We start from the raw sequence: 21,358 nt of genomic DNA, 5'->3' as shown, positions 1-21,358 counted from the left end.
AAACTACAAACGATAAATAAAGTGCGGTTATTCTAGCGAAACTTTTAAAAGTTTTTTATGTTCTAGCGCAAAAAACTTGACTAAACTGGAGCAAATCTTTATAGTTTGCGCACCTTTTACGGTGAGATGTCCGAGTGGTTGAAGGAGCACGCCTGGAAAGCGTGTATGTGGGAAACTGCATCAAGGGTTCGAATCCCTTTCTCACCGCCATTCTAATTTTATTCCCTTGTTTTCCCTCTTATTCAAAATCAATTTTTTATTCTTCTTTTCGTATTCTGTTCATTGAAATTTTTCATCAATGCAGTAAACTAGCCAGCGATTTTTAATCACCTTTCTTTTCACTTTAAATGTTACCCGCGAGTAACAAAAGGACACATCATGACAAACAAAGTAAACAGTTATGGCTGGAAAGCCTTAATTGGCTCTGCCGTCGGCTATGCAATGGACGGTTTCGATCTTCTCATTTTAGGTTTCATGCTTAGCGCAATTTCCGCAGACTTAAATCTAACACCCACCCAGAGTGGCTCTCTTGTGACATGGACGCTTATTGGTGCAGTATTTGGCGGCATTTTATTTGGTGCATTAAGCGATAAATACGGACGTGTACGCGTACTGACTTGGACCATTCTTCTCTTTGCGGTATTTACTGGTTTATGTGCGATTGCGCAAGGTTATTGGGATTTACTGATTTATCGCACAATTGCTGGTATTGGCTTAGGCGGTGAATTTGGAATTGGGATGGCTCTAGCAGCAGAAGCATGGCCCGCACGTCACCGAGCTAAAGCTGCATCTTATGTTGCCTTGGGTTGGCAAGCTGGTGTGTTAGGTGCCGCATTACTTACACCATTATTGCTCCCACATATTGGCTGGCGTGGAATGTTCTTGGTGGGTATCTTCCCTGCATTTGTCGCTTGGTTCTTACGTTCTCATCTGCACGAACCTGAAATTTTCACTCAAAAACAAACTGCACTTTCAACTCAATCCAGTTTTACTGATAAATTACGTTCATTCCAGCTTCTTATTAAAGATAAAGCCACGAGCAAAATTAGCCTTGGTATCGTTGTGCTCACCTCCGTACAAAACTTCGGTTATTACGGCATTATGATTTGGTTGCCTAATTTCTTATCAAAACAACTGGGATTCAGTTTAACTAAATCGGGACTTTGGACCGCTGTTACTGTCTGCGGCATGATGGCTGGAATTTGGCTTTTCGGACAACTCGCTGACCGCATCGGACGCAAACCAAGCTTCTTACTTTTCCAATTAGGCGCAGTGATAAGTATCGTGGTTTACTCACAACTTACCGATCCTGACATCATGCTTCTTGCAGGGGCATTTTTAGGTATGTTTGTTAACGGAATGATGGGTGGTTACGGTGCATTAATGGCAGAAGCCTATCCAACAGAAGCTCGAGCAACCGCACAAAACGTACTTTTCAATATTGGTCGTGCCGTAGGGGGATTTGGACCTGTAGTTGTGGGCGCGGTTGTACTTGCCTACTCTTTCCAAACTGCCATCGCCCTACTTGCGATTATCTACGTAATTGATATGTTAGCGACAATTTTCTTAATCCCTGAATTAAAAGGTAAAGCCTTAGACTAAGAAAATATAAAAGATAAAAATGCTCGCCAGGTGCGAGCATTTTTTATGAAATAAAAGGAAGCAATTGTGATAACACTTGTTCAGCTGAAATTTCTTTCATTGAACTTGCCGATAAGTAATACTGATTTTTACCATAACAGCCAATCAATTTAGGATCCGTTGCGCCATAAAGCGTAATATTGGGCTTATCCAAAGCGGCAGTTAAATGCGCCAAGCCTGTATCCACCGACACGACGGCTTGCGCATTTGCAAGCTGTTCTGCAAGCTCAGTTAAAGTTAATTTCGGCAATACAATCACTTTAGAATGAACTTGAGCCAAACGCTCTGCTCGCGCTTTTTCTTGTTCATTTCCCCAAGGCAAATGAATTTCACAATCAGAAAGTGAGGTAATTTTTTCAATCAATTTTTGCCATTCTGATTCTTCCCAATGCTTATTTGCCCGAGTTGTAGAATGAATGAATACCACATAGTTTTGTTCTGAAGTTTGATGAAGAAAATGGCGAGCAATACCATAATCGCCCTGAACTTGAGGTAATTCATAACCTAAACTCAGAGCAAAAAGCTGACGAATTCGTTCCACCGCATGCTGTTGATAAGAAATGGCATATTTTTTATCGTAGAAAAAAGATGCTAGCGGCTCTCGAATGCTTTGACGATCATAGCCATGTTTCACACCCTGAGCGAAACGAGTTGCAAATAATGCACTTTTAATGAGGCCTTGCGCATCAATTACCGCATCATAGTTTTCAGCCTGCAACAAAGTGCGGTAATTTTTCCACTCATTTCTTGTTTTAATGGAAAAAGGCGATTTACGCCAACGGCGCAAAGCAATAGGAATCACGCGATTTACGGCGGAATGCCAACGTGGAATTTCTGCAAAGTTTTCTTCCACCACCCAATCAATACTTAAACTAGGGATCGCCTTTTGTGCATCAGTCAAGGCGGGCAAAGTGTGGATGACATCCCCCATAGAGGAAGTCTTAATCACGCATACTTTCATTTAATTAACCTTCTTCCCCAGTGCATAATCCCAAGCCCAGATACGGATAAAATTCCCCCAATAATTAAGGAGGAATCCACCTGTTCATTCAACCAAACGGCGGAGAATAAAATGCCTAAAATCGGCACAAGAATAATGTAAGCCGAGGCATTGCCTGCCCCTAAGTGTTTCACACCATCAAAATACCATGCATAAGCCAATACCGTTGCACCAAATGCAAGACCAAGTAAACTAAACCATTGCGCTCCATTTAATTGAAATACGGTTGCCCAATCTTCCGCACTTTCCGTCCATAATGTTGCCAACGTCAGCATGAAAAAACCAAAAGTAGAAGAAATCGTGGTAGCGGTGAGAGAATCAATTCCGATTAATACTTTACGAGCCAATAAAGTATAAGCAACCCAGCAAACTAAAGCACAAAGCAATAACATTTGACCGAATCCAAAATTTTGTAAGAGGTTAGTTGGATTCCCTTTTGTCATGGCTAACAAAGAACCGCTAATGGCAATAATCATCCCTAATACAACCCAGCGATTCCATTTCTCTTTAAATAATAAAATCGCAAAAAACATCGTAAAGACGGGATTAGAGGCAACGACCATCGTTCCTTGCCCTGCTGGAATATATTTCAAACCCCAAATAAAGAAAGTCGAATAACCAAAGATCCCAAGCAAAGCCGTTAACAATAACCCCACCCATTGATTAGGTCGCAGTTGTTTAGCATATTTGAAACGATTCGCCGCATATAGCCAAATAATGAGTGGAATAATGGCGAAAAAAAAGCGCACGCTTGAAGCAACAAATGTCGGCATAGCTTGAGCAACCACTCGCCCCCAAGGCCAAGAGGCGCCCCATAAAATCACCATTCCAATTAATTGTAAATGTATGCGTAGAGGGTTCATTTTGCTAATAATGCCTCTAATTTTTCTAATGCTATTTCCGGCGTAATATCAATCAAACTTTGATGATATCCGCCCTCTTTATCGCCTTTACGGACTTTAATCAATCCACCTTCAATTAAACGAATAATCGTCGCTTTATCCGAAAGCGGTGGCGTATATTGCGGGCTAGTAGGTCCATAAAGTGCAATCAATGGACAATTTACTGCTGCCGCAATATGCATTAAACCACTGTCATTCGTCACGACTGCCGTACAATTTGCAATTAAATCCACCGCTTCATTTAAGTTGGTTTTTCCTGCTAAATTGACACAAAACTCACGTAATTCTTCTGGCAGCGCTTGACGAATTTCTTCGCCCACTGGTTCATCTTTAGCAGAACCAAATAGCTCCACTGCATAGCCTTGTGTAATTAACATTTCTGCTAATTTTGCATAATGATAATGTGGCCAACGTTTTGCTGGGCCAAATTCTGCGCCAGGACAAAAACCAATAATTGGACGCTCGCCTAAAAGTGCGGTTTGTTTTTCAAATTTTTTAAAGGTTTCAGCTTGTTGCGCTGGCTCAACCGTCAAATAGGGCTTCAAGACAGGAATATCATCAGCTTTTGGTACAGCATCTTTTTCAAAAGCCAATGCAACATAACGCTGCACCATCATTGGATAATCTTTTTTATTGGCTCGTAAATCATTCAATAAAATGTAACGGCTTTCGCCTTTCCAACCGCGACGATGAGCAATTTTTGCGAAGAAAGGAACAAACGCCGATTTCAATGAATTAGGCAAAACAATCGCCATATCATATTGTTCACGTAAAGACTTTCCTAAACGATAACGCGTTCCTAATTCAAAGGCCCCGTGCCCTAATGGCATTTCAATCGCCTTACGCACCTCTGGCATTCGCGCAAGCAAAGGCTTACACCAATTCAGTGCCATCACATCAATATTGCAGTTTGGATATTGAATTTTCAGTTGCTGGTACAAACTGTGCGACATCATCATATCGCCAACCCAAGAAGGGCCAATAATTAGAATATTCATAATATTTCTTATAAAAAGCATGGTATATATTTCTGTTATTATGGCATAAAGTTATAAAAATATGTTCTTAACAATTCAACCGAAACTCTTTCGGAGTCATTTCGAATTCTTTCTTAAACACAGAATAAAAATATTGAACAGAAGGATAACCACAAATATCTGCAATTTCTTGAATAGAAATATCAGTTTGTTCTAATAAATTTTTAGCTCTAGCGATTTTTTCTTCATGAATAACTTGGTGTATTGTTCTATCCATTTCGTTTTTAAAACGTTGTTCAAGATTAGAGCGCGATATTTCCAAATGGTCCAAAACCTGTTCTACTTTAATGCCATGGCATGCCCGGTGACGAATATAATGCATAGCTTGTATAACAAGAGGATCGCTCAAGGAACGATAATCAGTAGAATTTCGTGTATGAACTGTAATTGGCGGAATTAAAATAGGTGTACTAGGAGCTTTTTGTCCATTAAGTAATTTATGTAATAACTTTGCTGCTTGATATCCAATTTCTCTTGCTCCTTGCTCTACAGAAGAAAGAGATACTCTCGATAAATATTGGATCAATTCTTCATTATCAATACCAATCACACAAAGCTCTTCAGGTACAGCAATTTTACTGTACTCACAAGCCTGCAACAAATGACGAGCACGCGCATCCGTAACAGCAATAATACCAGTATGAGAAGGAAGAGATTTTAACCAGACAATTAGCTTTTGTTGCTCTTCCAACCAATTTTGAGCATGAACCTGCACACCCTCATATAGGTAAATAGGATAATGATTTTTCTCCATCAACTCTACAAAAGCATCTCTTCGTTCTATAGACCAATGCTTATGAGTATTTACTTGCAAACCATAAAACGCAAACTGTGACAGCCCTTTATCCTGTAAATGAGATAAAGCCATTTCAACCAATGCTGCATTATCTGTTGCTACATAAGGAAAGTGAGGATAAAAATCAACTTGTTTATAAGAACTGCCGACTGCGATAGTAGGAATAAGAGTATTTTGCAACAATTCGACGGTTTTCGGATCATCAAAGTCCGCAATAATACCATCAATAGAAAGTTGATTAATGGTATTAGTATGATAGATAAATTCATCTTCTACAAAAATATCCCACATACATTGTGATGCCTGAATATATTGTCCAATACCCTCCACCACCTGCCGATCATACACCTTGTTTGCATTAAATAAGAGGGCAATTTTGTAGTATTGTTCCGTCATTTTATATCCTTATCTATGGGAAACTTCTGTTTAAGTTATAATAGAAAAGATATTTAGCTTCAAGATAAAAATAGCCAGAATAACTGGCTATTTTATATTCAATACCATGTTTATTTTTTTAGTTTTGCAATACCTATGCCACTTGCACCATAAATAACAGCAAATATAATCCCACTCCAACACAACACTGCCCAAGGTAAATAAGCTAATGTAGCTACCCCTAAAGTTCCTGCCATATATGCACCTGCTGCAGTCCAAGGTAAAATTGGTTCAATAATCGTAGCAGAATCTTCAGCTGTTCGACTTAGATTTTTTGGATGTAATCCTTTTTCTACATACGCATCTTTAAGCATTTCTCCTGGAATTAGAATAGAAATTTGCCCATTACAAGTAATCCCAATCATTGTTAGACCGCAAAGAATCGTTGTAATAATCAAAGAAAGAGTTGAATGAACAAAGGTGAGTAATTTTTGAATAATTACAGTTAATGCACCGCTCAATTGTAATACACCAGCAAATGATAATGCACAGAAACAAATTAATAGTGTTCCCATCATTGAATTCATTCCACCACGATTCAACAAACGACTTAAATCAGAGCTAACTGAAGTATGGTGAATCATTGAGGTATCAAATCCATTAACTGCGCTATTAATCACATCAGATAGAGAGAATTTTTGAATTAAGATCGCATTAATAATTGCGATAAATGCTGATAATAACATCACTGGAATAGTCGGTTTCTTAGTAATAGAGCCCCATAATACAATAGCGACTGGAATAAGTAATAGAAAGTTAAAATGATAAACTTGCTCTAGCTCATGAATCATTGTATTTACTTTTTCTGGAGTCGCCACATTAGAAAAATCGTAGTTTAAACCATATACAACATAGACAGTAGCCGAAAGAATAAAAGATGGTAATGTTGTATAAAGTAAGTGAGAGATATGCTCATATAAATCTACGCCAGCAGCTGCGGATGCAATATTGGTTGTATCAGATAATGGCGATAATTTATCTCCAAAATACGCACCAGCGACCACAGCACCTGCTGTAGCAGCCAAATTGGCGTCTAATCCAATCGCAACTCCCATAAATGCCACACCAACAGTCCCTGCGGAACCCCAAGAGGTTCCAGTACAAATGGAAACAATAGCAGTAAGGAATAAGGCTGTCACATAAAGATATTCTGGTGATATCGCTTTTAGTCCGTAGTAGATCATCATAGGAATTGTTCCGCCACTAATCCAAGTTCCAATTAATAATCCTACAGTAATTAAAATTAATAGCGCAGGCATTGTTTTAGCTATTTTTTCGGAAATGGCGTCTAAAATATCTAAATAGCAATGACCTAATTTAATAACTAAGAAACCAGCAAATACCGTTGAAATAATCATTAATGGCTCTGCTGGCAAATCAAATAAAGCATACCCAAGCCCTAACAGTAATAGCATCACTATAATTGGTGAAAAAGCTTCTAATGTTGTTGGCATTCTTGTGCGATGAGTGGTTTTCATATTAAATCTCCCTATTGTTTAATAAACAAAACCCATTTTTGATTCGATTCAATGCTTCTAATAATTTTTCTCTAGGCATAGCTACATTCATACGAAAGAAACCGTCTCCCTCTTTGCCAAATTCACTCCCCAAAGATACTTTTACTCTTGATAAATTATTAATCCAATAAGCTAATTCATTTTCATTTATACTTAGCTTTTTATAGTTTATCCAAAGTAAATAAGTTCCATCACTTTCAGTAATATCTAATAATGGAATATACTCATTGAAAAATTCTTTTACTATCTTCTTATTATTCTTTATGTATTCTTTTAGATAGATTACCCAATCAGTACAATATTTATACAACGAAATGATAGCTGGTATAGAGAAATAATTTGGATTATGTATACCTAATGCCATCATTTCTTTTATAAATTTTTCTCGAATTTCTTTATTCTCAATAATTAGGTTAGCTATTTCCAATCCAGGAATATTAAAAGTTTTTGCTGGGGATAAACAGATCATTGAGTGATTTGCTACCCATTCATCTAATGATGATATTAGATAGTGGGAATTATTTGTTAATGTAAAGTCTGCATGGACATCATCGGAAATGATAAATACATTATATTTTTTAGCTAAGTTTATAATTTCAATAAGGACTTCTTTGTTCCAAATCGTTCCAGTTGGGTTATGAGGAGAAATTAAAACAAATACTTTAGAATGTTCAAAACATTCCTCTAATAAATTAAAATCAATACGATACTTTCTATTTTCATAAAGCAAAGGACATTTATATAATTTTCTGTCATTTAATTTTATCGTGTTTAATATTGGACTATATGAAGGTGATAGAATACATATTCCATCAGTTTCTTTTGTAAATGCTCGTATATAAATAGATATGGCTTGGATTATTCTTGGGCAAAATACAATTTTTTCAGAGAGAATAGAATAATGATATTGTTCGAAAATATAATCACTGATTATCTTGTAATAGTCAGCTGGTAATTCAGTATAACCATAAATTCCTAAACGATTAAATTTTTCTAATTCATCTATCATTATTTGAGGTGCTGGAATATCCATATCCGCAACAGACATTGGAATAATATCATTATCTACATTCCATTTAGCACTAAATGTATTTCGGCGATCAATAATCACATCAAAATTATAAAAATTATTCATTATTCCTCCTGATGCATAAGGCAAATTTACTTTAGTCAAAGAAGAAAAGAATTAAAATTACTAAAACTACTTTATCTATTACGTTTTTTCACAACTGTGATCCACTCCACAGTTGCAAATAATCAACATAGAAAAATTAAATAACATAATTGATGAAAAGCTAGTTTTTCACAAAAATACGAAAAATTTCATCACCTAGAGAGGAAAATGTTATGACAACCTATTTCGATAAAATTGAAAAAATCTCCTTTGAGGGAGAAAAATCCACAAATCCTTTTGCTTTCAAACATTATGATGCTAATCAAGTAATTTTAGGTAAAACTATGGCTGAACATTTACGCTTAGCTGTGTGTTATTGGCATACCTTTTGCTGGAATGGGAATGATATGTTTGGGCTAGGTTCTTTGGAACGAAGTTGGCAGAAAAATCCAAATTTGCTTGCTGGCGCAGAACAAAAAGCCGATATTGCTTTTGAGTTTTTGAATAAGTTAGGCGTGCCTTATTATTGTTTTCATGACGTCGATATTGCACCTGAAGGTAATTCAGTGCGGGAATATGTACAAAATTTTCATCATATTGTTGATATTTTAGAACGCAAACAAGTAGAAACGGGTGTAAAACTCTTATGGGGAACTGCAAATTGTTTTACTAATCCTCGTTATATGTCTGGTGCAGCAACCAATCCTAATCCTGAGGTTTTTGCTTGGGCTGCAACACAAGTGTTTAATGCGATGAATGCCACTCAACGTTTAGGTGGAGAAAATTACGTATTATGGGGTGGACGTGAGGGATATGAAACTTTATTGAATACCGATTTGAAACGTGAACGTGAACAAATTGGTCGTTTTATGCAAATGGTGGTAGAACATAAGCATAAAATTGGGTTTAAAGGTACATTATTAATTGAGCCAAAACCGCAAGAACCAACTAAACATCAATATGATTATGATGTGGCAACAGTGTATGGTTTCCTAAAACAATTTGGTTTAGAAAAAGAAATTAAAGTTAATATTGAAGCTAACCACGCGATGCTTGCTGGCCATACCTTTCAACATGAAATTGCAACAGCTTGTGCATTAGATATTTTTGGCTCAATTGACGCTAATCGTGGCGATCCACAATTAGGCTGGGATACCGACCAATTCCCAAATAGTGTTGAAGAAAACACGCTAGTTATGTATGAAATTTTAAAACATGGTGGTTTTACTACTGGAGGTTTTAATTTTGATGCGAAAATTCGCCGACAAAGTATTGATCCTTATGATTTATTTTACGCTCATATCGGTGCAATTGATGTATTGGCATTATCCTTAAAACGTGCAGCAAAAATGTTACAAGAGGAAACCTTACAAAAAATTGTTAATGAACGCTATGCAGGTTGGAATAGTGAACTTGGCCAGCATATTTTGCAAGGTAAAACTTCACTTGAAACACTTGCGCAACTTGTCCAACAAAAAGATTTAGCGCCAAAACCAGTTTCAGGTCAGCAAGAATATTTGGAAAATTTGGTAAACCAAGTTATTTATAGCTAAAAATGAAGCAAAAGTGCGGTTGTATTCCACCGCACTTTTTTATTTTAGGAGACATTATGTATATAGGAATTGATTGTGGCACACAAGGAACAAAGGCGATAGTGCTTGATTCTGTCCAAAAAAAAGTGATTGGAGTTGGTTACGCAAAACATGAATTAATTACACAATCCAATGGAAGACGTGAACAACAACCAAATTGGTGGATTGAGGCATTACAACAAGCATTACAAATTGCATTGAAACAAGCAAAAAATTCACCGCACTTTTCACCTAATTTAGTGAAGGGAATAGGCATTTCAGGACAACAACATGGACTGGTAATGTTAGATAAAAACGATCGTCCTCTATATAAGGCTAAGCTTTGGTGTGATACAGAAACCGCTACGGAAAATGATATACTAATCGAAAAATTAGGCGGACAAACGGCCGCATTTGAAAAATTAGGTATCATTTGCCAAACTGGTTACACGGCTTCAAAACTGAGTTGGTTTCGTCAAAATTATCCTGATAAATTTGCCAATATTCGCAAAATTATGCTGCCACACGATTATCTAAATTATTGGCTAACAGGAAAATTCTGCACTGAATTTGGTGATGCTTCCGGTAGTGGTTACTTCAATGTTGTGAAAAGAGAATGGAAAAGAGAAGTCTTCAAATATCTTGCGCCAGAATTAAATATGGATGAGGTGTTACCTAAATTACTTTCTGCCGAACAAAAAATCGGTGTGATTAAACCTGAAATTGCGACTTTATTTGGTTTTAATGATAATGTCATCGTCTCCACAGGTGGAGGCGATAATATGATGGGAGCAATTGGTACAGGAAATATTCGAGAAGGGATTGCTACGATGAGTCTCGGTACTTCTGGTACCTTGTATGCTTATACGCAAAAGCCATTACTTAATTTACCACCAATGATCGCAAATTTTTGTTCAAGTAATAATGGCTGGTTACCACTAGTTTGTGTGATGAATATAACCTCCTCAAATAAACAGCTAATGAATTTGCTCAATATTGATATTGAAGAATTAAATCAACTTGCTCAACAAGCACCTATCGGTGCGAATGGCATCACTATTTTGCCATTCTTTAATGGTGAAAGAGTTCCTCCTTTACCCAATACAAAAGCGAGCATTTTAGGATTAGATTCAAGTAATTTCACACGAGAAAATCTTTGTCGAGCAATGATGGAAAGTGCCACTTTTACGCTTCGCTATGGCTTAGATTTATTTCATCAAGCTGGCCTCAAAACCTCACAAATTCGCCTAATTGGAGGTGGCGCGAAAAGCTCATTTTGGCGGCAAATGGTTGCTGATGTGATGAATTCCGAAGTGGTATGTTTGCAGGAAGAAGAAGCTGCTGCATTAGGAGGAGCAATTCAAGCTATGTGGGCAAATGGAGAAGGAGAACTGGAATTTTTATGCGAAACCTTCATTCACTTAGATGAAAACTCCAAAACTTATCCCAACTTATCACAGGTGGAAAATTATCAAAGTGCTTACGAGCGTTATTTAAAACATTTATCACAATTATACTAAATAAAATCCCCTATACCGAGAGTCTATAGGGGATGATTTACTACATTAATAATTTATTTTCTATTCAACCACGCCATATATTCAGCCACGCCTTCCGCGACTGTTTTGAATGGTTTATCGTAGCCTGTTGAGCGAAGTTTAGTTAAATCAGCTTGAGTATATTCTTGATAACGAGATTTCAAATGCTCTGGGAATGGAATGGTTTCAATCTCGCCTTTACCGTGGAATTTCACTACTGCATCAGCCACTGCACGGAAACTTTCTGCATTTCCTGTACCAAGGTTGTAAATACCCGAAATACCATTTTGCCAACACCAAATATTCACTGCAGCCACATCGCCTACATAAACAAAATCACGGCGGAAGTGTTCGCTGCCTGCAAATAATTTTGGATTTTCGCCTTTTAAGATTTGGTTATTCAAGTGGAATGCTACGCTCGCCATAGAACCTTTATGATTTTCACGCGGCCCGTAAACATTGAAATAACGGAAACCACATACTGGCGATTTTGCTTCAGGCAAAATGTTGCGCACATATTGGTCGAACAAGAATTTAGAATAGCCATAAACATTTAATGGGCCTTCAAATTCACGTTCTTCACGGAATACTTTGGTATCACCATAAGTTGCCGCACTTGAGGCATAGAAGAAAGGAATTTCTCGGTCAAGGCAATAATGCAACAACTCTTTAGAATATTCGTAGTTGTTGTGCATAATGTATTTGCCATCCCATTCCGTAGTCGCAGAACATGCTCCCTCGTGGAATACCGCATCAATATCGCCAAATTCGTCGCCTGCAATAATAGAAGCAATGAAATCTTCTTTATCACAATAATCAGCAATGTCTAAATCAACTAAATTTGCAAATTTTGTGCCATCTTTTAAGTTATCTACCACTAAAATATCTTTGCGCCCTAAATCATTTAATGCTTTGACAATATTGCTGCCAATAAAACCTGCGCCACCTGTTACGATAATCATAATTCTGTCCTCTTTAAAATAGGTCTGCGTATTGTAATAGATTTTCTACCGCTTAGCCAAAAAACTCTGTGAAAAACAACCGCACTTTTAATCCCCAATAACTCGTTAAGCCCGTCGTAACAAGATCCATTTTGCCTTTACTCAACAATACAATTGTGGGCGTCACATTAATTTGCCATCGTTCTGCAAATTCTCCTTTGGGATCATTAACCGTAGTGAAGTGGTAGTCATGCTTACTTAAATAATCATTTACGTCCGCCTCATTGCCTGAACGTAATGCCACCGATACAACTTGATACCCTTCGTTTGCTAAAGAATTAATTGCTGGCGAAGTATAGCGACAATAACCACACCAAGTTCCCCAAAAATAAAGCAGGGTCGCTTTATTTTGATCAAGGCTTTCAAGAGAAAACGTATTCCCTTGAAGATCTTGTAACGTGATTTTGTTTATTTCCTCTGGCACTACAGGGCGACGAACAAAATCCAGTATGCTACTCATCACAATAAAAGTTAAAAAGAGGGATAATCCATTCTTAAGTAGTTTTTTAATCTTCATTTTCTTTATTCCTTATCTCGTTGGGATGATTGTAATCAAGCATAAAAGCACAGTCAAAAACAAGGGATTTTTGCTACAATAGGTAAAGCATAAATAAAGGAGGAAAATCATGACACCGAATCAACTTGCTCAATATATCGATCACACCGCACTTACCGCAGAAAAAAATGAACAATATATTTCGACACTCTGTAATGAAGCGATTGAACACGGATTTTATTCTGTATGTATCAATTCTGGTTATATTCCACTCGCTAAAGAAAAACTTGCTGGCTCAAATGTAAAAATCTGTACCGTAGTTGGCTTCCCTTTGGGGGCGAATTTAACCCCTGTAAAAGCATTTGAAACGCAAGAATCTATTAAAGCGGGTGCAAATGAGATTGATATGGTAATTAATGTAGGTTGGATAAAATCGCAAAAATGGGATGCAGTAAAACAAGATATTCAAGCTGTATTTAATGCTTGTGATGGCACGCCATTAAAAGTGATTTTAGAAACTTGTTTGCTCACTAAAGATGAAATAGTGAAAGCCTGCGAAATTTGTAAAGAAATCGGTGTGGCTTTTGTTAAAACATCAACAGGCTTCAATAAAGGTGGTGCAACTGTAGAAGATGTTGCATTGATGAAACAAACGGTCGGCAATATTGGTGTTAAAGCATCAGGTGGTGTGCGTGATACTGAAACAGCACTTGCAATGATTAAAGCGGGTGCGACTCGCATTGGTGCGAGTGCGGGCATTGCAATTATTAGCAGTACGCAAGACACCCAAAACACTTACTAATCCTTTCACGCGTGGTATTCTCATCACGCGTTTTTACATATTCGACAATTTCTGCAGCAAACGATCCATTGCTCGATAGCCCAAGGCCTCCGCCAAGTGCGGTTGAGAAATTTGTTGTTCTCCTTGTAGATCGGCAATAGTTCGAGAAACTTTTAAAATACGATGGTAAGCCCTTACAGAAAGCCCAAGCTTATTCAGCGCTTTTTCAAGGAAAAAGGCATCTTTATCACTTAACTTGCAATCACGTTCAATCTCTTTACTATTCAAATAAGCATTAATTTTTCCCGCTCTTTCCATTTGAATCTCACGTACTTTTAACACTTTTTCACGAACTTGCGCGCTGGTTTCACCACGATCGCCCGTATTTTGCAAGCTGCCTTGTGGCAGTAAAGGCACTTCAATAGATAAATCAAAACGATCTAAAAAGGGTCCTGAAAGTCGATTCAAATAACGCATAATTTGCTGTGGCGAAGTACGATTATGTGTTCCTGTATAATGGCCTGTCGGACTTGGATTCATCGCAGCTACTAATTGAAAACGAGCAGGGAATTGAATTTTGGCATTAGCACGAGAAATAATAATCTCACCACTTTCCAAAGGCTGACGTAGTGCATCTAACACCTTTCGCTCAAATTCTGGAAGCTCATCAAGAAAAAGTACGCCATTTGTTGCTAAGGATATTTCACCAGGTTTGGGGATCGTTCCGCCTCCAACTAAGGCCGGCATTGATGCACTATGGTGCGGTGCGCGAAAAGGACGTTGTTTCCAATTATGAAAATTTAACTCGTTTTGAACTAAACTCGTTACAGATGCCGTTTCTATCGCTTCTAGATCGGTCATTTCAGGTAAAAGCCCTGTCAATCGGCTAGCTAACATGGTTTTTCCTGTACCCGGAGGGCCAAGAAAGAGTAAATTATGCTGCCCTGCTGCGGCAATGGTCAATGCTCGTTTGGCGTGTTGTTGTCCGATAATATCCGTTAAATCTAACGTATTTTTGCCCGAAAAATTTACCGCACTTTCTTTCACAATTTCAGTGGCAAGGGGTAATTTTTCCTGACCGTTGAGAAATTGCACCACATCTAAAAGCGTTTGCGCAAAATAAGTATTTTGATCAGAAACGAGAGAAGCTTCATTGGCATTTTGCTTCGCGATAATTAACTCTCGCTTTGACTTTTGCGCAGCAAGAATAGCGGGAATTACACCATGAACGCCACGTAATTGCCCCGTCAGCGCAAGCTCAGCCACAAATTCAAATTGCTTTAAACGGCTCGTATCAAGCTGATCCGATGCGGCTAAAATTCCGATAGCAATAGGCAAATCAAATCGTCCGCCTTCTTTCGGCAAATCCGCAGGCGCGAGATTCACTGTGATACGCTTGGCTGGGTATTTAAATTGTGCATTCATCAACGCACTACGCACCCGATCTTGTGCCTCTTTCACCGTTTTTTCGGGCAAACCAACAAGTGTAAATCCTGGTTTTCCGTTGCTTAAATGAACCTCAATAGTGACAAGCGGCGCTTGCACACCCATAGAGGCACGGCTGTAAACAATAGCAAGGGACATGATAATCCTTAAAGTGCGGTAAAAATAAAGATAGTTTTTACACTATAAAAAAAGCACATAATGAAATCATTCATCATGTGCTTTTCTTGCGATCTAGATCGCAAAATTTACATTTTATTCCGCAAAAAGTGGCGAAAACCAAAAATCTAATTTTGTTGCAAGTTTATCAATACCAATTTTATTTTGTGCAGAAAAGGCTTCTACTTGAATATCACCTTGGAATGGAAGAATCGCTTCGTGCACCATTTTAACTTGTTTACTACGTGCGCTTTGGCTCAATTTATCGGCTTTAGTAAGTAATAAAAGTACTGGTAAATCAGCTGAAACCGCCCATTCAATCATTTGTTGGTCAAGATCTTTAAGTGGATGGCGAATATCCATCAATACAACCAATCCAGCTAAACATTCGCGTTTCTGCAAATATTCACCTAAGGATTTTTGCCATTGGATTTTCATTTGCTCTGGCACGGCAGCATAACCATAGCCCGGTAAATCTACCAATTTACAATTTGGTTCCACTTCAAATAAGTTAATTAATTGTGTGCGACCCGGCGTTTTTGAGGTGCGGGCTAAGCTTTTTTGATTGGTTAATGCATTAAGTGCGGTCGATTTTCCTGCATTTGAACGACCCGCAAACGCAATTTCAATGCCAGTATCTTCAGGAATAGAACGAATATTCGGCGCGCTCGTTAAAAAGTGAGTTTTATGATAATTAAGTTTAATTTCAGACATAAGGATTCCTTTTAAAATTGCGCTTAGAATAGCATAAATGGAAAATTTCCTGAAATTATGTCAAAATTTGCGCCAAAATTATAACTAATTCATGGCAATTCAGATGACAACAAAAACAACTTACCAATGGCCTCAATCTAAGGATATTTATCCATATCGACCTGGGCGTTTTGATGCACCAAAACATTGGCGTTATAACTTACGTAGCTTTTTAAATCGTGGTTCAATTCGTCGCTTTGAACAATTTATCAATCAGCATTCTTTTCTCGTCGATATTTTTAATACGCACTTGGATTATAGCTATCCTGTTGCTTGTCGTTTTCTGGATAAACGTTTCAATGCATCACAACGTTTTGATGCTGTTTGTGATAACCTTTTATTTTTACCCGAAAAACTTACCGCACTTTCTACGCCGTTATGGGAAAAACCATTAAGTTTTGGCGAAGTCATTCCTGATTTTGAAATGACATTAAGTATGACAACCCATCAACCGATGGAAGGATATTGGGTATTGGAGCTATGGCATAAACCAAAAAATGAATTAGTCTATTTGCTTACCTTTGCCAAATTAGGCGATGCTCTACTCATTGCTGTTGTACAAGGGCCAAATTTTGAAGGTTCAAAAGAAATGGTGAAACAACTAACCAAATCATGCCACGGTTTGCGCCCAGCCTATTTAATGGTTGAAACCATGAAATCACTGACAAAAATACTAGGCTACGATAAATTGCTTGGCATTCCGCAAAAATACCAAAATAAATCTCGTTTCATTCAAAGTAAACAATACACGGTGGATTATGATGCAATTTTTGGCGAATCAGGCGGAGAATTAAAAGATTACTGGGAATTGCCTTTAGAAATGGATCGAAATCTGGATGATATTCCAAGTAAAAAACGTTCCATGTATCGTAAACGTTATGCCATGTTAGATGAAATAACCCTCACCATAAAAGACACCCTCAAACTTTAAAACAATGGCGCAGATCAACGCCTGCGCCTATTTTTTCTATCGAAAAATTTTTCCTTTTAAGATTAAATTTATGCTATCGTAGCCCACATTATTCATTCCATTTCACTCGAATAGGAGATACAAATGACAACTCAATTAGATTCACTTCGTCAAATGACCGTTGTGGTCGCAGACACTGGCGATATCGACGCGATTAAAAAATATCAACCACAAGATGCGACTACTAACCCATCATTAATTCTAAGCGCATCTGCACTTCCACAATATGCGCCATTAATTGATGAAGCGGTAGCGTATGCAAAAGCTCAAAGCAATGATAAAGCACAGCAACTTATTGATGCAGAAGATAAATTAGCGGTAAATATTGGTTTAGAAATTTTAAAAATCGTTCCGGGACGTATTTCTACTGAAGTGGATGCGCGTCTTTCTTACAACACACAAGCAACGGTTGAAAAAGCGCGTAAATTGATCGCACTTTATAATGCAGCAGGCATTTCAAACGACCGTATTTTGATTAAAATTGCTTCAACATGGCAAGGTATCCGAGCTGCAGAAACCCTTGAAAAAGAAGGCATTAACTGTAACTTAACCTTATTATTCTCTGAAGCTCAAGCTCGTGCTTGTGCAGAAGCAGGCGTTTACCTAATTTCTCCATTTGTAGGTCGTATTTTAGACTGGTACAAAGCAAACTCAGACAAAAAAGAATATGCGCCAGCAGAAGACCCAGGTGTAATTTCTGTAACCAAAATTTATAACTACTACAAAGAATATGGTTATAAAACGGTGGTGATGGGCGCAAGTTTCCGTAATGTAGGCGAAATCACTGAATTAGCAGGCTGTGACCGTTTAACTATTGCTCCTGCTTTACTTAAAGAATTACAAGAAAACACAACTCCACTTGTGCGTAAATTAGAGTACAAAGGTGAAATAAAAGCGAAACCTCAACCATTAACTGAAGCTGAATTTTACTGGCAGCATAACAGCGATGCGATGGCTGTAGAAAAATTAGCAGATGGTATTCGTAAATTTGCTGTTGACCAAGAAAAATTGGAAACCATGCTTTCAGCAAAACTTTAATCCATCATTCAATATAAAAAATAACCGCACTTTTGATTAATCAAAGTGCGGTTATTTCTATTCGAGGACTGAATAAATCATTCAGACTTATTTATTTAATTTCGCTTTGTAAGTTGGGTTCATTAAGTTTTCTACAGAAAGAATGTCATCCAATTGTTCTTCTGTTAATAAACCTTTTTCTAACACAACTTCGCGTACGCCTTTACCTGTTTGCGCACAGATTTTACCCACTAAGTCGCCGTTGTGGTGACCGATAAATGGATTTAAGTAAGTTACGATACCGATTGAATTAAACACGTAGTTTTCACAAATTTCTTTGTTTACAGTGATGCCATCCACGCATTTATCGCGTAAGTTCACACAAGCATTTGTTAAGATATCAATAGATTCGAACATTGCTTGACCAATCACGGGTTCCATTACGTTTAATTGTAATTGACCTGCTTCAGATGCGAAGGTCACAGTTGTATCGTTACCAATTACTTTAAAGCATACTTGGTTCACCACTTCTGGAACAACTGGGTTTACTTTTGCCGGCATGATAGAAGAACCAGCTTGTAATTCAGGTAAGTTAATTTCTTTGATACCAGCACGTGGTCCAGAAGAAAGTAAACGTAAGTCATTACATACTTTAGAAAGTTTCACTGCGGTACGTTTTAATGCACCGTGAACCATGACATAAGCGCCACAGTCAGATGTTGCTTCAATTAAGTTTTCTGCTGGTACGCAAGCTAATCCTGTGACTTCAGCAAGGTGTTTTACAACTAATTCTGTATAGCCTTGTGGCGTATTTAAACCAGTACCGATTGCAGTCGCACCAAGGTTTACTTCAAGGAGTAAATCTGCAGTACGTTTTAAGTTACGCACTTCTTCTTCAAGTAATACGGCGAAAGCTTTGAATTCTTGGCCAACAGTCATTGGCACCGCATCTTGTAATTGGGTACGTCCCATTTTTAAGATGTTCGCAAACTCTTTTGCTTTATTATCAAAACCGTCGTGTAAATATTGAATTTTATCGATCAATTTTAAGATGCTGTTATACACTGCAATACGGAAACCGGTAGGATACGCATCGTTGGTTGATTGGCTTGCGTTAACATGATCCATTGGGTTAATCACGTTATATTCACCTTTTTTATGACCAATTTTTTCAAGCGCAAGGTTAGCAACCACTTCATTAGTATTCATATTGACAGACGTACCTGCACCACCTTGATATACGTCTGATGGGAATTGATCTAAGCATTTTCCAGTAGTAAGGATTTCATCACAAGCTGCTACAATCGCTTTTGCAATATCACTTGGAATTGCACCTAATTCACCATTGGCTAAAGCCGTTGCTTTTTTCACCATCACCATGCCACGAACAAACTCAGGCACATCAGAAATAGTTACGTTAGAAATATTGAAATTTTCTACCGCTCTTAATGTATGAATACCCCAGTACGCATCTGCTGGTACATCACGTTCGCCGAGTAAATCTACTTCTTTTCTAAATTGAGTCATTTGAATCACCTTTTCTGGTTAGTTAATTTGACGCCATTATAGAAATTTTAAGGAGAAAAAACTTGACCAAGATCACATTTTCAAGAAATGCTCTCAAGACATATTTTCATTTTTCGGATTAGTTTTTTTAGGGGAAAATCAGTTATCTATCAAACTTATGCAGATTTTAACTGCTCACCAATTTTCTCAAACAGGTTCTGAATTTGCTCTGCTCTATGCCCTAACACTCGCACAATCAACCCGCCTTCATTCAACTGAGATATACCAAGGAGTAAAGATTTATCTGTTTCTTGCTGTTGAAGCTGTTGCGCTATCTGCTTAATCTCTGTAAATGTTTTTTGTAAGTTAATGTAAACCAAGGATCCCTGATGTGAAAAACCTTCCATTTGGCTTAAAGCGGTTAAATTCATTTTAGACGGCAACCACTGAATACAATCCAACATCAGCGGTTTAACTTTCCCATTTTCTTGCACAAGCTGAACTTTTAAATGAGAAGAAAATTGGCGAAATTCAAAACGTTCATCATTTGCCACTCGCCCAATAGCCACAATTTCACCATAAATGAGCGTACTCTCATGTTGCATATTAATTAACGTTTTTTGCTTAAGCGCTGAATTCTTATGCAAAACCAATGGGTGAGGTAAATAAAATAAACGACTTTTCTCAGCAAGTTGAATCAATGTATTTTGCTCAGCAAAATCTCCCTCATTCATTGCCTGAACTCGAGTAAATGCCTGCGTATTTAAAGAAAGTGCGGTAGATTTTTCGAGAGTTATTTGAATATCAACACTATCCCCCGCTAATAAACCTGGCGAAGAAGACATCTGCATTGCACTAAGTCCATTTTCCCAAGAATCGGCATAAGCAGATAACGTCATTACTTTAAAAGGTGGCGTCACAAAGTATTCATCAAGTTGAGTTTTGCCGTTTGAGGAAAGTTTGGTTGAAAGTTTGAGGGTACTATTCATAATTTTTTCAATTCGTAAAAAACTCCCCTATTTAAAGGAAAGGGGATAATTCTTTATCTCACTAATGCCTTAGGTTCTTCCACATTCTTCAACAACGCATATTTTTCGATCCAACCGATCACGCCATCAAGATTTTCTTTTTTCATCAAATTAGTGAAAATAAACGGCTGACCGTTACGCATACGACGTGCATCACGTTCCATAATGCTTAAATCCGCGCCAACAAATGGAGCGAGGTCTGTTTTGTTAATCACTAACAAATCTGAACGAGTGATACCTGGCCCACCTTTACGAGGGATTTTTTCGCCTTGAGCCACGTCAATCACGAAAATAGTCACATCTGCCAAATCTGGGCTAAAAGTCGCTGAAAGGTTATCACCGCCTGATTCAATGAACACAATTTCCACGTCTGGGAAACGTGCCACCATTTCATCTACCGCCTCCAAGTTCATTGACGCATCTTCACGGATCGCCGTATGTGGACAACCGCCCGTTTCCACGCCCATAATGCGATCTGGCGGAAGTAAACTATTTTTAGTTAAAAATTCCGCATCTTCTTGGGTATAAATATCGTTAGTGATCACCGTCACGCTATAACGGCTTGCTATTTCACGAGTCAGTTTTTCAATTAACGCGGTTTTGCCTGCGCCAACAGGACCTGCTACGCCAATTTTAATGTAGTTACGCATAAT

The 21,358-nt window shown here is 37.8% G+C and carries 19 protein-coding genes and 1 tRNA gene; 7 read left to right on the top strand and 13 right to left on the bottom strand.

Annotated features, from left to right (window positions below; genetic code table 11):
* Window positions 1–120: 120 nt before the first annotated feature.
* Together HMPREF9096_RS01400 and HMPREF9096_RS01405 are read left to right on the top strand one after the other, a co-directional pair.
* Window positions 121–210, top strand: a tRNA-Ser gene (locus HMPREF9096_RS01400).
* A 168-nt stretch (window positions 211–378) separates the two neighbouring features.
* Entirely contained in the window at window positions 379–1,602 is a 1,224-nt protein-coding gene (locus HMPREF9096_RS01405; protein ID WP_009500810.1) for an MFS transporter, read from the top strand.
* A gap of 43 nt (window positions 1,603–1,645) precedes the next feature.
* On the opposite strand, the gene rfaC is transcribed toward HMPREF9096_RS01405, so the two are convergent.
* From rfaC to HMPREF9096_RS01435, 6 genes are all read right to left on the bottom strand, one after another.
* A complete protein-coding gene (gene rfaC / locus HMPREF9096_RS01410) occupies window positions 1,646–2,602 on the bottom strand; it encodes a lipopolysaccharide heptosyltransferase RfaC (protein ID WP_009500809.1) in 957 nt (318 codons plus the stop codon).
* Window positions 2,599–3,504: a DMT family transporter gene (locus HMPREF9096_RS01415; RefSeq protein ID WP_009500808.1), complete on the bottom strand. Its 906-nt coding sequence runs from the start codon at window positions 3,502–3,504 to the stop codon at window positions 2,599–2,601. Before HMPREF9096_RS01415 ends, rfaC begins: the two co-directional genes overlap by 4 nt.
* Complete coding sequence (waaF, locus tag HMPREF9096_RS01420) at window positions 3,501–4,541, bottom strand: lipopolysaccharide heptosyltransferase II (RefSeq protein WP_032803574.1); 1,041 nt, start codon at window positions 4,539–4,541, stop codon at window positions 3,501–3,503. Before waaF ends, HMPREF9096_RS01415 begins: the two co-directional genes overlap by 4 nt.
* Window positions 4,542–4,608: 67 nt before the next feature.
* Entirely contained in the window at window positions 4,609–5,772 is a 1,164-nt protein-coding gene (locus HMPREF9096_RS01425) for a DNA-binding transcriptional regulator (RefSeq protein ID WP_009500806.1), read from the bottom strand.
* 110 nt (window positions 5,773–5,882) lie between these two features.
* Window positions 5,883–7,289 carry a Na+/H+ antiporter NhaC gene (gene nhaC / locus HMPREF9096_RS01430; RefSeq protein ID WP_032803573.1) on the bottom strand — a complete coding sequence of 469 codons (1,407 nt, stop codon included), beginning with the start codon at window positions 7,287–7,289 and terminating at the stop codon, window positions 5,883–5,885.
* Between the two features lies 1 nt (window position 7,290).
* Window positions 7,291–8,463, bottom strand: a complete 1,173-nt coding sequence (locus tag HMPREF9096_RS01435; protein WP_009500804.1) for a MalY/PatB family protein — start codon at window positions 8,461–8,463, stop codon at window positions 7,291–7,293.
* 212 nt (window positions 8,464–8,675) lie between these two features.
* On the opposite strand from HMPREF9096_RS01435, the gene xylA reads away from it, so the two are divergent.
* Window positions 8,676–9,995: a xylose isomerase gene (xylA, locus tag HMPREF9096_RS01440; protein WP_009500803.1), complete on the top strand. Its 1,320-nt coding sequence runs from the start codon at window positions 8,676–8,678 to the stop codon at window positions 9,993–9,995.
* A 56-nt stretch (window positions 9,996–10,051) separates the two neighbouring features.
* Window positions 10,052–11,533, top strand: a complete 1,482-nt coding sequence (gene xylB / locus HMPREF9096_RS01445; protein WP_032803571.1) for a xylulokinase — start codon at window positions 10,052–10,054, stop codon at window positions 11,531–11,533.
* Between the two features lie 53 nt (window positions 11,534–11,586).
* Here the strand turns inward: xylB and rfaD are convergent, their stop codons facing one another.
* A complete protein-coding gene (rfaD, locus tag HMPREF9096_RS01450) occupies window positions 11,587–12,513 on the bottom strand; it encodes an ADP-glyceromanno-heptose 6-epimerase (RefSeq protein ID WP_005636304.1) in 927 nt (308 codons plus the stop codon).
* Window positions 12,514–12,565: 52 nt separating this feature from the next.
* Window positions 12,566–13,069, bottom strand: coding sequence for a protein disulfide oxidoreductase (locus HMPREF9096_RS01455; protein ID WP_009500801.1), 504 nt, complete (start codon window positions 13,067–13,069; stop codon window positions 12,566–12,568).
* Window positions 13,070–13,178: 109 nt separating this feature from the next.
* Here HMPREF9096_RS01455 and deoC point away from each other — a divergent pair, with 109 nt between their 5' ends.
* The gene (gene deoC, locus HMPREF9096_RS01460) at window positions 13,179–13,850 is read left to right on the top strand and encodes a deoxyribose-phosphate aldolase (protein WP_009500800.1); all 672 of its coding nucleotides are present in this window, start codon (window positions 13,179–13,181) and stop codon (window positions 13,848–13,850) included.
* A gap of 33 nt (window positions 13,851–13,883) precedes the next feature.
* On the opposite strand, the gene HMPREF9096_RS01465 is transcribed toward deoC, so the two are convergent.
* Window positions 13,884–15,413: a YifB family Mg chelatase-like AAA ATPase gene (locus tag HMPREF9096_RS01465; RefSeq protein WP_032803570.1), complete on the bottom strand. Its 1,530-nt coding sequence runs from the start codon at window positions 15,411–15,413 to the stop codon at window positions 13,884–13,886.
* 114 nt (window positions 15,414–15,527) lie between these two features.
* Window positions 15,528–16,145, bottom strand: coding sequence for a ribosome biogenesis GTP-binding protein YihA/YsxC (gene yihA / locus HMPREF9096_RS01470; RefSeq protein ID WP_009500798.1), 618 nt, complete (start codon window positions 16,143–16,145; stop codon window positions 15,528–15,530).
* A gap of 103 nt (window positions 16,146–16,248) precedes the next feature.
* On the opposite strand from yihA, the gene HMPREF9096_RS01475 reads away from it, so the two are divergent.
* The gene (locus HMPREF9096_RS01475) at window positions 16,249–17,115 is read left to right on the top strand and encodes a VirK/YbjX family protein (RefSeq protein ID WP_032803569.1); all 867 of its coding nucleotides are present in this window, start codon (window positions 16,249–16,251) and stop codon (window positions 17,113–17,115) included.
* 123 nt (window positions 17,116–17,238) lie between these two features.
* On the top strand, window positions 17,239–18,192 hold the full coding sequence (gene tal, locus HMPREF9096_RS01480) for a transaldolase (protein ID WP_009500796.1): 954 nt from the start codon (window positions 17,239–17,241) through the stop codon (window positions 18,190–18,192).
* An 87-nt stretch (window positions 18,193–18,279) separates the two neighbouring features.
* Here tal and aspA read toward each other — a convergent pair whose 3' ends face one another.
* The 3 genes from aspA to ureG all read right to left on the bottom strand — a co-directional run bounded on the left by aspA (window position 18,280) and on the right by ureG (window position 21,355).
* Window positions 18,280–19,698 (bottom strand): aspartate ammonia-lyase, encoded by a 1,419-nt coding sequence (gene aspA / locus HMPREF9096_RS01485; protein ID WP_009500795.1) that lies wholly within the window; start codon window positions 19,696–19,698, stop codon window positions 18,280–18,282.
* A 155-nt stretch (window positions 19,699–19,853) separates the two neighbouring features.
* The gene (locus tag HMPREF9096_RS01490) at window positions 19,854–20,666 is read right to left on the bottom strand and encodes an urease accessory protein UreD (protein WP_009500794.1); all 813 of its coding nucleotides are present in this window, start codon (window positions 20,664–20,666) and stop codon (window positions 19,854–19,856) included.
* Between the two features lie 53 nt (window positions 20,667–20,719).
* On the bottom strand, window positions 20,720–21,355 hold the full coding sequence (gene ureG / locus HMPREF9096_RS01495) for an urease accessory protein UreG (RefSeq protein WP_009500793.1): 636 nt from the start codon (window positions 21,353–21,355) through the stop codon (window positions 20,720–20,722).
* Window positions 21,356–21,358 lie beyond the last annotated feature (3 nt).

Source organism: Haemophilus sp. oral taxon 851 str. F0397 (genome assembly GCF_000242295.1).
Taxonomy (GTDB): domain Bacteria; phylum Pseudomonadota; class Gammaproteobacteria; order Enterobacterales; family Pasteurellaceae; genus Haemophilus.
The sequence above is the reverse complement of the archived record's forward strand: the minus strand, read 5'-3'. Positions and strand labels throughout refer to the sequence as shown.

Coding starts and splice junctions, on each gene's coding strand:
- rfaD (WP_005636304.1), bottom strand. CDS start 12,513: ATGATTATCGTAACAGGTGGCGCAGGTTTTATTGGCAGCAATATTGTC.
- ureG (WP_009500793.1), bottom strand. CDS start 21,355: ATGCGTAACTACATTAAAATTGGCGTAGCAGGTCCTGTTGGCGCAGGC.
- xylB (WP_032803571.1), top strand. CDS start 10,052: ATGTATATAGGAATTGATTGTGGCACACAAGGAACAAAGGCGATAGTG.
- HMPREF9096_RS01455 (WP_009500801.1), bottom strand. CDS start 13,069: ATGAAGATTAAAAAACTACTTAAGAATGGATTATCCCTCTTTTTAACT.
- HMPREF9096_RS01435 (WP_009500804.1), bottom strand. CDS start 8,463: ATGAATAATTTTTATAATTTTGATGTGATTATTGATCGCCGAAATACA.
- nhaC (WP_032803573.1), bottom strand. CDS start 7,289: ATGAAAACCACTCATCGCACAAGAATGCCAACAACATTAGAAGCTTTT.
- xylA (WP_009500803.1), top strand. CDS start 8,676: ATGACAACCTATTTCGATAAAATTGAAAAAATCTCCTTTGAGGGAGAA.
- HMPREF9096_RS01490 (WP_009500794.1), bottom strand. CDS start 20,666: ATGAATAGTACCCTCAAACTTTCAACCAAACTTTCCTCAAACGGCAAA.
- tal (WP_009500796.1), top strand. CDS start 17,239: ATGACAACTCAATTAGATTCACTTCGTCAAATGACCGTTGTGGTCGCA.
- rfaC (WP_009500809.1), bottom strand. CDS start 2,602: ATGAAAGTATGCGTGATTAAGACTTCCTCTATGGGGGATGTCATCCAC.
- HMPREF9096_RS01425 (WP_009500806.1), bottom strand. CDS start 5,772: ATGACGGAACAATACTACAAAATTGCCCTCTTATTTAATGCAAACAAG.
- deoC (WP_009500800.1), top strand. CDS start 13,179: ATGACACCGAATCAACTTGCTCAATATATCGATCACACCGCACTTACC.
- HMPREF9096_RS01475 (WP_032803569.1), top strand. CDS start 16,249: ATGACAACAAAAACAACTTACCAATGGCCTCAATCTAAGGATATTTAT.
- aspA (WP_009500795.1), bottom strand. CDS start 19,698: ATGACTCAATTTAGAAAAGAAGTAGATTTACTCGGCGAACGTGATGTA.
- yihA (WP_009500798.1), bottom strand. CDS start 16,145: ATGTCTGAAATTAAACTTAATTATCATAAAACTCACTTTTTAACGAGC.
- HMPREF9096_RS01465 (WP_032803570.1), bottom strand. CDS start 15,413: ATGTCCCTTGCTATTGTTTACAGCCGTGCCTCTATGGGTGTGCAAGCG.
- HMPREF9096_RS01405 (WP_009500810.1), top strand. CDS start 379: ATGACAAACAAAGTAAACAGTTATGGCTGGAAAGCCTTAATTGGCTCT.
- HMPREF9096_RS01415 (WP_009500808.1), bottom strand. CDS start 3,504: ATGAACCCTCTACGCATACATTTACAATTAATTGGAATGGTGATTTTA.
- waaF (WP_032803574.1), bottom strand. CDS start 4,541: ATGAATATTCTAATTATTGGCCCTTCTTGGGTTGGCGATATGATGATG.